Raw genomic sequence first — 13,273 nt, forward strand, 5'->3', positions numbered from 1 at the left:
CAGATAAAACCCTCAAGCCGCCAACCCTCGGCGCGGGCCACGCTTGCGTTCACTCACCTGAACGGACGTGGCGCCATGAAACGCATCACTGTGATCGACTCCCACACCGGCGGCGAACCGACCCGATTGGTCACCGCCGGTTTCCCTGACCTGGGCCACGGCAGCATGGCCGAGCGCAGGCAGCGCCTGGCCGAACAGCATGATGCCTGGCGCACCGCGTGCGTGCTGGAACCCAGGGGCAGCGATGTGCTGGTGGGCGCCCTGCTGTGTGAACCGGTGGACCCGACGGCCTGTGCCGGAGTGATCTTTTTCAACAACAGCGGCTACCTGGGCATGTGCGGCCACGGCACTATCGGCCTGGTGGTGTCATTGGCGCACCTGGGCCGGATCGGCCCCGGCGTGCATAACATCGAGACGCCGGTGGGCACGGTGCAGGCCACTCTGCACGAGGATCGTTCTGTCAGCGTGCGCAACGTGCCGGCCTACCGTTATCGCCAGGCGTTGCGCCTGGAAGTGCCCGGCATCGGTCCGGTGGTGGGCGACGTGGCCTGGGGCGGCAATTGGTTTTTCCTGATCGCCGACCACGGCCAGCGGGTGGCGGGCGACAATCTCGATGCCTTGACCGCCTACACGTTCGCGGTCCACCAGGCTCTGGAACAGCAGGGCTTTCGGGGCGAGGACGGCGGGCTGATCGATCACATCGAACTGTTCGCCGATGATCCCGATGCCGACAGTCGCAACTTCGTGCTCTGCCCCGGCAAGGCCTATGACCGCTCCCCTTGCGGCACCGGCACTAGCGCCAAACTGGCGTGCCTGGCCGCCGACGGCAAGTTGCAACCGGGACAGATCTGGCGTCAGGCCAGTGTCATCGGCAGTGAATTCGAAGGCTCGTACGAGCGTTCAGGCGAGCGCATCGTCCCGACCATCCGCGGCCGCGCCTACATCAGCGCCGAAACTACGTTGATCATCGATCCGGACGACCCGTTCGCCTGGGGCATTCGTCCGTGAGCGAGGGTCCTGTCGCCGATGTCATCGTCATTGGCGCCGGCATCATCGGCGCGGCCTGCGCCCGGACCTTGGCCCTGCGTGGCTTGCGGGTGCTGGTGCTCGACGCCGGCTGGCACGGCGCCACGGCGGCCGGCATGGGGCATCTGCTGGTGCTCGACGACAACCCGGCGGAGCTGGCCCTGAGTCAATATTCCCTGCGGCGATGGCGCGAGTTGGCCCCCGCCTTGCCTGAGGGCTGCGCCTGGCGCAATAACGGCACACTGTGGCTGGCCGCCAACGCCGAAGAGATGGCCGTGGCCCACGACAAGTACCTGAGTCTGATGGCCCACGGCGAAGCCTGCGAACTGCTTGGCCGGGCCGCTTTGCAGCAGCGCGAACCGGAACTGCGGACGGGACTGGAAGGCGGGCTGCTGATCAAGGGCGACGGCATTCTCTATGCGCCCGCCGCCGCCCGCTGGATGCTCGATCACGACAACATTCGCCAGCAACGTGCCGAGGTCAGCGAAGTGGACGGCCTCCGCGTACGACTCAGTGACGGTCATTGGCTGAGTGCCGAAGCGGTGGTGCTCGCCAACGGCATCCAGGCCACCGACTTGTGTCCGGAGCTGCCGATCGAACCCAAGAAAGGCCACCTGTTGATCACCGATCGCTACCCCGCCACTGTCACCCACACCCTGGTCGAACTGGGTTATGTCACCAGCGCCCACAACGCCAGCGGGCCATCGGTGGCCTGTAACATCCAGCCGCGCCCGACCGGACAACTGTTCATTGGCGCCTCTCGGCAATTTGGCAACATCGATCCGCAGGTCGAGGGCTGGATGCTGGCGAAGATGCTCAAGCGCGCCGTCGACTACATGCCTGGCCTGGCGCATCTCAACGGCATCCGCGCCTGGACCGGTTTTCGCGCGGCGAGCCCCGACGGCCTGCCGCTGGTGGGCCAGCATCCGCAACGCAAGGGCCTGTGGCTGGCGGTGGGTCACGAAGGACTCGGCGTCACCACCGCGCCGGCGACGGCCGACCTGCTGGTCGCGCAACTGTTCAACGAAACCGCGCCGCTGGCCCCACAACCTTATCTGCCGCAACGTTTCCTGGGAGAACCTGCCCATGCCTGAAGCCCTGAACCTCTCTCCCGTGGCGAGGGAGCTTGCTCCTGCTGGACTGCGCAGCGGTCCCAATACGTTGCTAGCAGGTTACCCAGGCACACCGCGTGTACTGGTTTTGCGGCGGCTGCGCCACCGAGCGGGAGCAAGCTCCCTCGCCACGGTGGGTTGCTCCAGGCTCTATCTGGCTGAAGGGTAAGAGACCATGCCTGAACTCTGCATTGATGGACGTAAATTCTCGATCGCTGAAGGCACCACCGTCGCCGCGGCTTTGGCCCTGGGCTCCGACGGCTGCAGCCGAACCTCGGTGACCGGCCAGCGACGCGCGCCCTTGTGCGGCATGGGCATCTGCCAGGAGTGCCGGGTGCTGATCGACAGCCGCCGGCGCCTGGCCTGCCAGACGCTGTGCCGTGATGGCATGCAAGTGGACACCCGGGCATGAATGAATCCACTGACATTCTGATCATCGGTGCCGGCCCTGCCGGAATGGCGGCGGCGCTGGCGGCGTCCAGCAGCGGCGCGCGCATTGTGCTGCTCGACGACAACCCGGTCCCCGGCGGACAGATCTGGCGCGACGGCCCCCAGGCCAACCTGCCCAAGCAGGCACGGCGCTTGCGGGAACGTGTGCGCGCTTGCACCAATGTGTCCTGGCGCATGGGCGCCCGCGTGATCGCCAGCACCGCCGATAAAACCCTGCTGGTAGAAGACGCCGAGCAGGGTTGGCTGATCGCCTATGACCGCTTGATCCTGTGCACCGGAGCCCGTGAACTGCTGCTGCCCTTCTCTGGCTGGACGCTGCCCGGTGTCACCGGCGCCGGCGGCCTGCAGGCGTTGATCAAGGGCGGCCTGCCGGTGCGTGGCGAACGTTTGGTGATCGCCGGCAGCGGGCCGCTGCTACTTGCCAGTGCGGCCACGGCGAAACATCACGGGGCGCAACTGCTGCGAATCGCCGAGCAAGCCAACCGCGCCGCCGTGGCGGGTTTCGCCGCGAATCTGCCGCGCTGGCCGGGGAAATTGTTGCAGGCGTTCAGCCTGTTCGATTCTCACTACCGCACCGACGCCTACGTGCTGGAGGCCTTGGGAACGGACAAGCTCGAAGGTGTGCGTCTGCTGCAACACGGCAAAACCGTTGAACTGGCCTGCGACCGGTTGGCCTGTGGCTTCGGCCTTATTCCCAATACCCAGCTGGGCCAGGCTTTAGGCTGTGGCCTTGATGGACAAGCGCTTGCGGTCGATGCCCGGCAAGCCACGACTCGCGTTGATCATTACGCCGCAGGTGAATGCACCGGTTTCGGCGGCAGCGAACTGGCCCTGGTGGAGGGCGCCATCGCTGGCCACGCCGCTGTCGGCGATACCCTGGCCGCCGAGCGTCTGTGGCCTGGTCGTGCACGCTGGCAAGGTTTTGCCCGGGCCTTGAACGCTGCCTTTGCCCTTGATGCCCATTTGAAAAACCTGCCCCAACGCGACACCTTGGTCTGCCGTTGTGAAGACGTGGCCTATGGTGAGCTGAGCGATTTTGAGAACTGGCGTGAGGCGAAACTGGCGAGTCGTTGCGGCATGGGGGCGTGTCAGGGCCGGGTCTGTGGTGCGGCGCTGGAGCATCTGCTTGGCTGGACGCCGCCTGCTCCTCGCCCGCCTTTCAGTCCGGCGCGGATAGAAACGTTGCTGAGGTTGGAAGATATCCCGTTCAATTGAGAACGGCCCTGTGCTTGAAAAAAAGAATTCCACGCCCGTGCCAAGGTCTGTAGAGCATCAACGGCAAGAGGAAGAAATGCGTGGATTATCTGGGATGGGTCCAATGGCCCGCGATGGCGGTAACGGTATTGGCCGCGTGGCTGATCGGCTCACGCCAACCCCGCCGGCGGGTCGCTGGGTTCAGTTGTTTTATCGTCAGTAACGTTCTCTGGGTCGTGTGGGGTCTGCACACCGATGCCTATGCGCTGATCGTCCTGCAGTTCTGCCTGTGTGCGATGAACCTGCGGGGCTTCAAGAAAAATACCCAGTAGCTGCGCAAGTCGCTTTGGTGGCGAGGGAGCTTGCTCGCGATGGGTTGCGCAGCGACCCCAAGACGGTTTATTTCATCGTCTGCCCAATCACCTGCACCAGATCAATCTGCTTGAACGGCTTGGTCAGCCGTGGCAACTGCGTGGCGAAGCCTTCGAGGCGCTCGGCGTAGCCAGTCGCCAGGATGATCGGCAGCGTCGGCTGACGGTCGCGCAGCAGTTTCGCCAACTGCGCACCGTCCATCTGGGGCATGGCCATGTCGGTGATCACCAGGTCGATATCCGGGTTGCGCTCATACAACTCCAGCGCCTGGGGGCCCGACAGCGCGCAAAGCACCCGGTGGCCCAGGTCTTCGATCAGCAACCGCGTGCTGGTCATCACCAGGCTGTCATCGTCGACCACCAATACCAGCAGCGCGTGGACAGGTGGCGTAGCTGTCTCTACTGCGGGCGGCTTGTCCGTGGTCGACTCATCAGCCACCGGCAACCACAGCTCGGCGGTGGTACCTACGCCTTTTTCGCTCTTGAGGATCAGCCGTCCGCCCAGTTGCTCGGCCAGACCATGCACCATGGACAGTCCCAGGCCGGTGCCCTTGCCCACGCCCTTGGTAGTGAAAAAAGGATCCACGGCCGAGGCCAGCGTCATCTCGTCCATGCCATCGCCTTCGTCGGTGAGCGACAGGCAAATGTATCGCTCGTTGCCCAACGGCCTTCCTGGACCACCGGCCTGGCTACCCAGCCGCTCCTGCGCCTCGATCAAGATCCTGCCGCCCTGGGGCATGGCATCCCGGGCATTGGTCGCCAGGTTGAGGATCGCCAGTTCGAGCTGGTTGACGTCGGCCAGCACCGGCGACAACGCCTCGGCAAATCGGGTCTGGATATGAATCGACGGGCCCATCGAGCTTTGCAGCAGGCCGCTGATGCCTTGCACCAGCGTCGCCAGCTCCACTGGTTCGGAGCTGAGCTTCTGCCGACGGGCGAACGCCAGCATGCGCTGGGTCAGGGAAACACCGCGAAGCGCCCCCTGCACGGCGTTGTCCAGCAGTTGGGTGAGTTTTGGTTCGCTGGGCATGCGCTTGCGCATGATTTCCAGGTTGCCGAGGATCACTGTCAGCAGATTGTTGAAATCGTGGGCGATGCCGCCGGTAAGCTGGCCGATCGCTTGCAGTTTCTGCGCTTGAAACAGTGCCTCGCGAGCCTGCTCCAAGGCCTGTTGCGCCTGCGTGGCATCGGTAATGTCGCGGGTGATCTTGGCAAATCCCAGGAGTGTGCCGGTATCGCTGCGAATCGCATCGATAACCACATGAGCCATGAAGCGCGTGCCATCCCTGCGCACGCGCCAACCCTTCTTTTCAAAACGGCCGACGCTGGCGGCGATGCTCAGGGCCCGCTGCGGCTCCCCGGCCTCCCGGTCTTCGGGGGTGTAGAACATCGAGAAGTGCTGGCCGATCGCTTGGGCCGGCAGGTAGCCCTTGATCCGCTGCGCACCCTGGTTCCAGTTGGTCACCTGCCCGTCCGGATCAAGCATGTAGATGGCGTAGTCGGTGACGCTTTGCACCAGCAGGCGAAACTGTTGCTCGCTCTGCTTGAGGGTTTCCTCGGCCATCTTGCGATCGGTCAGGTCCCGGGTGATCTTGGCGAAACCGAGCAGTTCGCCGCTCTGGCTGTCGATGATAGGGTCGATGACCACATGGGACCAGAACAGCGTGCCGTCCTTGCGCACCCGCCAGCCTTCGCCTTCGAAACGCCCCTCGCGCACGGCCGTATCGAGGGCCAGTTGCGGCAGCCCGGCGGCACGGTCCTGATCGGTGTAGAACCGGGAAAAGTGCAGGCCGAGGATCTCGGATTCCTCGTAGCCCTTGAAGCGTCGAGCGCCAGAGTTCCAGCTGGTGATGATGCCGGACGGGTCGGTCATGTAAATGGCGTAGTCGACCACGGCATCGATAAGCAGCCGGAAGCGCTGCTCTTCGTTGATGCGGGTAGTCTTTGGGTTGTTCTCAAGCATGTTGGCCGAGGGATCATGGGGATTTGTGCGGAGTATGGAACAACTGTAGCCCGAGTAAAAACCTGATTTATGTGGGGCTATGCAGACCCTTGTGGGAGCGAGCCTGCTCGCGAAGCGGTTGAGCCAGCCAGCGAAGGTGCAAGAGGGTCCGACGCCTTCGCGAGCAGGCTCGCTCCCACAGCTGGAGTATCTCGTTCCTGCCTGACGGTCCACCACTGCGGCAATAATCGCTGCACCTTGGCCTCGCCAAAGCGGTCGTCGATCAGCATCACCACTCCGCGATCCTGCTGGGTTCGGATGACCCGGCCAGCGGCCTGCACGACTTTTTGCAGGCCGGGATACAGGTAGGTGTAGTCATAGCCGTCGCCAAAGATCGTCGCCATGCGCTGCTTGATCTGTTCATTGACCGGGTTGAACTGCGCCAGCCCGAGGGTGGCGATGAACGCTCCGATCAGCCGCGAGCCTGGCAGGTCGATGCCCTCGCCGAACGCGCCGCCCAACACCGCGAAGCCAATGCCCTGGCTGTGCTCCATGAAGCGTTCGAGGAACGCCTGCCGCGGCGCCTCCCCCATTCCGCGCGATTGCGTCCAGGTCGCAATGTGCGGATGTCGCTCGGCCAACAACCCGGCCACCTGTTGCAAGTAATCGAAGCTGCTGAAGAACGCCAGGTAGTTGCCGGGACGCTCGGAGAACTGGCGAGCCATCAGCGCGACGATCGGCTCAAGGGAGCCCTGGCGATGGGCGAAGCGGGTGGAGATCCGGCTGACCACCTGGACATCCAACTGTTCGGCCTGGAACGGTGATTCGACATCGATCCATACCGTGTCCGCGGGTGTCCCCAGCAAATCGGCGTAATAGCGCCGCGGGCTCAGGGTCGCGGAGAACAGTACGCTGCTGCGCGACGCCGTGAACCTGGGTCGCAGGAAACCGGCCGGCACCACGTTGCGCAGGCACAGCGTCGACAGGCTGCGCTGGCGGCCGGATTCGCGCTTGTGAATATCGAACAGGAAACGCTCATCGAATGCCTCCGCCACGCGAGCGAACTGCAACGCATCGAAATAAAACGCTTGCAGCTGACTGTCCAGCCCTTGGGGATGGTCATTGAGGTAATCGCCGATGGCGCTGGTGCACGTTCCCAGTGCCTGAAGCAGTTTCTCCGGTGGTTTTTCATGCGCCTGGTAGGCGGCAATTTGCGGCTCGTGCAAGGCGTTCCACTGACGGCTGACCTTGCGCAACGCTTTCTTCAAAGGCTCCGGCGCCGTTTTCAGCACCGTCGCCAGCGCAAGCTGGTCCAGGCTCGCGCTGTACATCAGGCGCCCTCGCTCCACCAGGTTGTGGGCTTCGTCCACCAGGGTCGCGACCGTCCAGCCATTGGCCTGGGCGAGGCCGAAGAGCAAGGCGCTGAAATCGAAGTAGTAGTTGTAGTCCGCCACCACCACGTCGGCCCAACGGGCCATTTCCTGGCTCAGGTAGTACGGACAGACTTCATGGCTCAAGGCGATATCGCGCAACGCCGCCTGGTCGAGCAGCGTGACCTGGCTCGCCGCTGCCCGGGCCAGCGGCAGGCGATCATAAAACCCCCGGGCCAGCGGGCATGATTCGCCGTGGCAGGCTTTGTCCGGATGCTCGCAGGCCTTGTCCCGCGCGATCATTTCCAATACCCGCAGCGGCATCGCCGGGGCGTTGTTGGTGATCAGCCGGGCCGCATCCAGGGCCAGCCTGCGTCCGGGGGTTTTTGCCGTGAGAAAGAACACCTTGTCCAGACGCTGCGGCGCCAAGGCCTTGAACATGGGGAACAAGGTGCCGACGGTCTTGCCGATGCCAGTGGGCGCCTGGGCCATCAGGCAGCGCCCGGTGCTGACCGCCTTGAACACCGATTCAGCCAGGTGACGTTGCCCCGGCCGAAAGCCGGCGTGGGGAAACGTCAGCGCCTGGGCGCCCAGGTTACGCGCCTGGCGATGGCGCATTTCCTGTTCGGCCCACGCCAGGAACCGAGCACACTGCTGCTCGAAGAACGCCTGGAGCTGCGAGGCTTCGCAGCTTTGGGTCAGGCAGGTCTCCTTTTCGCTGACGATGTCGAAGTAGACCAAGGCAACGTCTATGCGCGGCAACTGCAACTTGTCGCACTGCAGCCAGCCATAGATTTTCGCCTGGGCCCAATGCAATTGGCGGTGGTTGTCCGGTTGCTTGCTCAGGTCGCCCCGATAGGTCTTCACTTCCTCCAGACGATTGCGGGCCGGGTCGTAGCCGTCGGCCCGCCCCTTGACCTTCAAGGTCTGGTAGACGCCTTCCAGGCTGACTTCGGCCTGATAGCCCTCCTGGCGCCGCGCTGCCACGGTACGGTGGCCGACGATACCTTCCAGGGCGGTGGGTGACGGCGTGAAACGCAGGTCGAGATCGCCGACCTTCGCGGTGAACTCGCATAACGCCCGCACGGCAATGCTGTAGCCCGGCATCTCGGTCACGCGCCCTGCTCCGCCCATTGCACATAACAGACGGCGACGGGCATCCGGTGTTCGTGGCAGAACTCCAGCCAGCGCAGTTGGTTATCCTGCAGGCGATCGCCGGGGCCTTTGACTTCGATCATGCGGTAGGTCTTGTGCTGCGGCCAGAACTGGATCAGGTCGGGCATGCCGGCGCGGTTGGCCTTGATGTCCAGCAGCAGACGGCCGAACCAGTGCTTGAGGTGTTCGGCCGGCAGACAGTCAAGCGCCTGGTCCAGCAGGTCTTCGGACAGTGCGCCCCAGAACACGAACGGTGACTGCACGCCCCATTTTTCCGCGTAACGTTGACGGATGGTCTGCCGATAGCGCCCGTCGTCCAACTCGGCGAAACAGGCCGCGAACAGTTCGGCGCGACGGTCATGGAAATCTTCGTTCAGCAGGTCCACCGGCCCGCGCTGGAACGGGTGGAAAAAAGCCCCCGGCAGCGGCGCGAAAATCGCCGGCCAGCACAACAGGCCGAACAGCGAATTGACCAGGCTGTTCTCGACGTAATGCACCGGGGCAGCTTCGTCATGCAGGTGAGCCTGGACGTAATATTCCACCGACAACGTCGGGTCGACACGCGGCAGATGCAAGTCCAGTCGTTCGACCTCCCTGGCCACGGCGCGGGCCACCGGCGGGCCGCCGAGTTTGCGCCGCAGTCGGGGCACGATCCGGAGCAAGGCCTGGCGCTCGGCAGCGCTTTGGGGCGCCTGGGCCGCGGCCTCACCCAGTTCGAGGGCCAGGGCATATTCGCCGATGCGCTCCAGCACGCGGATCATTCGCAGTCGCGCGCCGGGGTAAGTACAGCCGCGATAAAGACTCAGGGCCTGGGCAAAATCACCGATGCGTTCGCAATGCTGGCCGATCTGGAACAACAGCTTGCCCCGGCGCCGCTCAAGCCAGGGATTGTCCAGCTCCAGGGCATTGACCCGGGCGATGATCGGTTCGAGCGGTTCGCCGGCGTCGAAGCGTTGCTGGCATTCATGCAGGAAGACACAGGCATCGATGTCCTCACGGCTGCGCAGCCCCCGGGACTCGGCGCTGAACTCAACGGCTTCATAGACAAAGATACCCAGGTCCGCCAGCACGAACTCCGACCAGTCCTGATAGAGATTGCCGAAGAACATCAACCGCAAACGGTCGCACAGCCCCATCACCGTGAGGCTGTACAGCCGCTCTTCGAGTTGCGGGCACCAGGCGCGAAACGGCTGCGGCTGGCCGTCCTGATCACTCAGAGTGTGCAGCCATTCGGATTTGCGTGCCTTGGGTTGCTCGATCAGATGCCCCAGGCACAGAAGTATTTCCGGCTTGAGCAGCATATCGAACAGTTCGACAAGGCTCAGGCACGCCTGCTCTTCGACCCAGCCCAGCGCCAACAACGGCGCCACGGCGTCGGCGATGTCGCCAATTTCCGCATAGCGCAGCTTGGTGTGACGAAAGTGCAGGCCCTTGCGCATCACCATCCGCACCAGCAAGCCTTGGGCCGGACGCGGCAAAGCGATGAAATCATCGATAAACCGCTGCTCTTCGATACTCAATACGTCTGCATAGCGTTGCGTCAACCAGGCGAGGACCCGCTGGAAGTTGTTCAGGTAATAAAAGGGGTCGTCAAGGGGATTGGCTGTCACGGAAAAAAGCGCCACGCATGCTGAAATACTGGTTATGCGTACAGATATCAGCTACTCGCCGCCCAGGCAACTGCAAAAGATGAGCGGTCGCCTATATTTAAAGGAGAAATCCTTCCCTGTGCGATGAACTTTCCTACAACAAGCGAGACCAATGGCGGTTAACTCAGTGATGGCCCGGTCGAATCAGCCGGGCTGCGTCCTTTCGAAAGAGGTTATGGATATGAACATCAGGTTTCTGGGCCTGCCCTTGGTCGTCACCGCGCTGCTTGCGCTGGCCGGCTGCGCCTCTCCGACCGTGGTGACCTTGCAGAACGGTACCCAGTATTTGACCGAGGACACGCCGAACACCCGCACCGCCGATGGCTTCTACGAATTCGAAGACATTTCTGGCCGCAAAGTCCGGGTCCGCGCCGATGAAGTGGCGACGATTCGCAAGGAAGACTGAACCGTTTCCTCCAGGCTTATTGCCCCCCAGGTTTTTTGCGCGCGTATTGATCCGCGCAAACCTCTCTCATGCAACCTCTTAACCAGCGATGCACCGGATCGGCATCCATACGCGGGTGCCAGAGCATAGCGATAGTGAACCCGGGCAGCGCAAACGGCAGCGCGAAACTGTGCATGCCGGTGCGCAAGCGGGTGGTGTAGCGCTCCGGCACGCTGGCGATGAGGTCGCTGGACCGGGCGAGCCCCAGCGCAGCGGAAAAGCCCGGGACGCTGGTGATGATTTCACGGGACAGACCCAATGCCCCCAATGCCTGATCCATCGGTCCCTGATCGAGGTCGTGCAGGGACACGCCGATGTGCGCGCCCATCCCATAGTCGGCAGCGCTCACCTCGATCTGGCTCAGCGGATGCCCCGGGCGAACCACGCCGATGAGGCGGTCTCGAAACAACGCCTGCGTGCGCAACTCCGGACGGGTGCGCTCATCCACCACGGCGGTTTCCAGATCCACACTGCCCTCGCGCAGCGCGGTGCTGTCCTTATCGGCCTTGTCGACGAAACACAGCCGAACCCCTGGCGCCTGTTCGCTGACTCGGGCAATCAGCTCCAGCGCGAAATTCTCCACGAAGCCTTGGCGGGTACGCAGCGTGAAGGTTCGGATCACTCGACGCAGATCCGGCGCCTGCTCCGGGCGCAGCGCGGCCTGGGCGTCCTGGACCAGTTGCCTGACCTGCTCGCGCAACGCCAGCGCGCGCGGAGTTGGCACCAGACCCCGCCCGGCCCGCACCAGCAACGGGTCGCCAGTGGCCTGGCGCAACCGCGCCAATGCCCGGCTCATGGCCGAAGGACTGAGGCGCAGCCGGCGCGCCGCACCAGCCACGCTGCCTTCGGACAGCAGCACATCCAGGGTGAGGAGCAAATTCAAATCGGGTGCGGACATTGACGGGACTCGATCACAGGTGGCGTTGTGTGCAGCTATAACATGCAACCGCTGCGTCTTCCGCCATGTTATGCCTCGGCGTACCGTTCTGACAGCTGCGCCGAAGGAGCCGCAGACAGAGAGGACACGATGAAACCCGTTACTGCAGATCACCTGTCAACAAATGCCGACAATCCACCGCAGCGCAAGGCACATGGAGCCCTGGCCAGCCTTGCACTGGCAACGCTGCTCGCATCCCTGGGCGCCAGCGTCGCCAGCGTCGGCTTGCCGGTGCTGGCCCAGGCATTCGATGCGTCCTTCCAACTGGTCCAGTGGGTGGTCCTCGCCTATCTGCTGGCGATCACCACGCTAATCGTCAGCCTCGGACGCTTGGGCGACCTGATCGGACGCCGCAAGCTGCTGCTGGCGGGCATCGCGCTGTTCACGCTGGCTTCGGCCCTGTGTGGCCTGGCGCCGTCGTTGTGGCTGCTGATCGCTGCCAGGGCCCTGCAAGGCGTGGGCGCGGCCATCATGATGACGTTGACCCTGGCCCTCGTCGGCGAAACGGTCGACAAAGCCAGGACCGGCAGCGCCATGGGTCTGCTCGCCACGCTGTCAGCGGTCGGCACCGCCCTCGGGCCGTCCCTTGGCGGCATATTGATCAGCGGGTTCGGCTGGCAGGCGTTGTTTCTGATCAACGTTCCTCTCGGATTACTGACGCTGTTGCTGGCCTGGCGCTTTTTGCCTGCCGGATACCCGGCGCAAAAGACCGGGCGCGTGGGTTTCGATGGCCTGGGCACGCTCCTGCTGGCTTTCACACTGGGCGCTTATGCCCTGGCCATGACACTCGGACGTGGGAGCTTTGGCGCATTGAATATCGGCCTGTTGCTGGCGGCGGTCCTGAGCGGCGGATGGTTCGTCCGGACGCAGAAACGACTCGCGTCGCCGCTGATCCCGCTGCCGATGTTTCGCGACCGCCTGCTCGTCTCGGGCCTGGCTACAAGCGCGCTGGTCGCCGCGATCATGATGGCGACCCTGCTGGTCGGCCCGTTCTATCTCGCCATCGCCCTCGGGTTGCCTCCGACAACGGTGGGCCTGGTGTTGGCGGCAGGGCCGTGTGTCGCCGCCCTCGCCGGCATGCCCGCCGGGCGGCTGACGGACCGTTTCGGCGTGCGCCTCATGCGTCTTGTCGGGCTGACGACCCTGATGTTCGGCTGTCTGCTGCTGTCGCTGGTTCCTCCCGCCTTGGGCATAGCCGGTTATGCCGCGGCCATTGTAGTCACGACACTTGGCTATGCGATGTTCCAGACGGCCAACAATACATCGGTCATGGCCGAGCTCCCCGCCCATCAGCGGGGTGCCATTGCCGGCTTGCTCAACTTGTCGCGCAACCTGGGATTCCTTACTGGCGCATCGGTGCTAGGTGCAGTCTTCGCCAGCGCTTTGCCGACGAACGGTATCGGCGCTACAACACCCGAAACTGCGGCCCACGGCTTGCACGTCACCTTCGCCATTGCCCTCGCAATGGCGGGCCTGGCACTGCTGATTGCGCTGAAATACCGCGATCCAGAGCCGTCGTCCCAACGGCAATAAACCTCATGCAACCGATGATGGCATTCTGAACATTCCCGATTAAGTCATGATCCAGATCAAAAAAACTGAACCAATCGCCAAACGGACTG

General features: G+C 63.7%; 11 protein-coding genes. 7 read left to right on the top strand and 4 right to left on the bottom strand.

Going from position 1 to position 13,273, the window contains the following annotated elements; all coding sequences use genetic code 11:
- Positions 1-75: 75 nt before the first annotated feature.
- From J3P97_RS14465 to J3P97_RS14485, 5 genes are all read left to right on the top strand, one after another.
- Entirely contained in the window at positions 76-1,008 is a 933-nt protein-coding gene (locus J3P97_RS14465) for a 4-hydroxyproline epimerase (protein WP_434672039.1), read from the top strand.
- Complete coding sequence (locus J3P97_RS14470) at positions 1,005-2,120, top strand: NAD(P)/FAD-dependent oxidoreductase (protein WP_434672040.1); 1,116 nt, start codon at positions 1,005-1,007, stop codon at positions 2,118-2,120. Before J3P97_RS14465 ends, J3P97_RS14470 begins: the two co-directional genes overlap by 4 nt.
- Before the next feature lie 193 nt (positions 2,121-2,313).
- Positions 2,314-2,550: a 2Fe-2S iron-sulfur cluster-binding protein gene (locus J3P97_RS14475; RefSeq protein WP_434672041.1), complete on the top strand. Its 237-nt coding sequence runs from the start codon at positions 2,314-2,316 to the stop codon at positions 2,548-2,550.
- Positions 2,547-3,803: an FAD-dependent oxidoreductase gene (locus tag J3P97_RS14480; RefSeq protein WP_434672042.1), complete on the top strand. Its 1,257-nt coding sequence runs from the start codon at positions 2,547-2,549 to the stop codon at positions 3,801-3,803. Before J3P97_RS14475 ends, J3P97_RS14480 begins: the two co-directional genes overlap by 4 nt.
- A gap of 80 nt (positions 3,804-3,883) precedes the next feature.
- Positions 3,884-4,114: a hypothetical protein gene (locus tag J3P97_RS14485; protein ID WP_434672043.1), complete on the top strand. Its 231-nt coding sequence runs from the start codon at positions 3,884-3,886 to the stop codon at positions 4,112-4,114.
- Positions 4,115-4,181: 67 nt separating this feature from the next.
- On the opposite strand, the gene J3P97_RS14490 is transcribed toward J3P97_RS14485, so the two are convergent.
- The 3 genes from J3P97_RS14490 to J3P97_RS14500 form a co-directional block, all read right to left on the bottom strand.
- On the bottom strand, positions 4,182-6,116 hold the full coding sequence (locus J3P97_RS14490; protein ID WP_434672044.1) for a PAS domain S-box protein: 1,935 nt from the start codon (positions 6,114-6,116) through the stop codon (positions 4,182-4,184).
- 77 nt (positions 6,117-6,193) lie between these two features.
- Entirely contained in the window at positions 6,194-8,572 is a 2,379-nt protein-coding gene (locus tag J3P97_RS14495; protein WP_434674559.1) for an ATP-dependent DNA helicase, read from the bottom strand.
- Between the two features lie 5 nt (positions 8,573-8,577).
- Positions 8,578-10,230, bottom strand: coding sequence for a VRR-NUC domain-containing protein (locus tag J3P97_RS14500; protein WP_434672045.1), 1,653 nt, complete (start codon positions 10,228-10,230; stop codon positions 8,578-8,580).
- A gap of 220 nt (positions 10,231-10,450) precedes the next feature.
- On the opposite strand from J3P97_RS14500, the gene J3P97_RS14505 reads away from it, so the two are divergent.
- Positions 10,451-10,675, top strand: coding sequence for a YgdI/YgdR family lipoprotein (locus tag J3P97_RS14505; protein WP_434573973.1), 225 nt, complete (start codon positions 10,451-10,453; stop codon positions 10,673-10,675).
- Between the two features lie 16 nt (positions 10,676-10,691).
- Here J3P97_RS14505 and J3P97_RS14510 read toward each other — a convergent pair whose 3' ends face one another.
- Positions 10,692-11,612, bottom strand: a complete 921-nt coding sequence (locus tag J3P97_RS14510; RefSeq protein ID WP_434672046.1) for a LysR family transcriptional regulator — start codon at positions 11,610-11,612, stop codon at positions 10,692-10,694.
- Between the two features lie 129 nt (positions 11,613-11,741).
- Between J3P97_RS14510 and J3P97_RS14515 the strand changes: the two genes are divergently transcribed.
- The gene (locus J3P97_RS14515; RefSeq protein ID WP_434672047.1) at positions 11,742-13,184 is read left to right on the top strand and encodes an MFS transporter; all 1,443 of its coding nucleotides are present in this window, start codon (positions 11,742-11,744) and stop codon (positions 13,182-13,184) included.
- Positions 13,185-13,273 lie beyond the last annotated feature (89 nt).

The sequence above is a fragment of the Pseudomonas sp. R1-15 genome (assembly GCF_051132085.1).
Classification (GTDB): Bacteria; Pseudomonadota; Gammaproteobacteria; order Pseudomonadales; family Pseudomonadaceae; genus Aquipseudomonas.

What these genes read in the sequence shown, in the direction of transcription:
- J3P97_RS14465 (WP_434672039.1), top strand. Translation starts at nt 76, where the DNA reads ATGAAACGCATCACTGTGATCGACTCCCACACCGGCGGCGAACCGACC.
- J3P97_RS14475 (WP_434672041.1), top strand. Translation starts at nt 2,314, where the DNA reads ATGCCTGAACTCTGCATTGATGGACGTAAATTCTCGATCGCTGAAGGC.
- J3P97_RS14480 (WP_434672042.1), top strand. Translation starts at nt 2,547, where the DNA reads ATGAATGAATCCACTGACATTCTGATCATCGGTGCCGGCCCTGCCGGA.
- J3P97_RS14490 (WP_434672044.1), bottom strand. Translation starts at nt 6,116, where the DNA reads ATGCTTGAGAACAACCCAAAGACTACCCGCATCAACGAAGAGCAGCGC.
- J3P97_RS14495 (WP_434674559.1), bottom strand. Translation starts at nt 8,572, where the DNA reads ATGCCGGGCTACAGCATTGCCGTGCGGGCGTTATGCGAGTTCACCGCG.
- J3P97_RS14505 (WP_434573973.1), top strand. Translation starts at nt 10,451, where the DNA reads ATGAACATCAGGTTTCTGGGCCTGCCCTTGGTCGTCACCGCGCTGCTT.
- J3P97_RS14510 (WP_434672046.1), bottom strand. Translation starts at nt 11,612, where the DNA reads ATGTCCGCACCCGATTTGAATTTGCTCCTCACCCTGGATGTGCTGCTG.
- J3P97_RS14515 (WP_434672047.1), top strand. Translation starts at nt 11,742, where the DNA reads ATGAAACCCGTTACTGCAGATCACCTGTCAACAAATGCCGACAATCCA.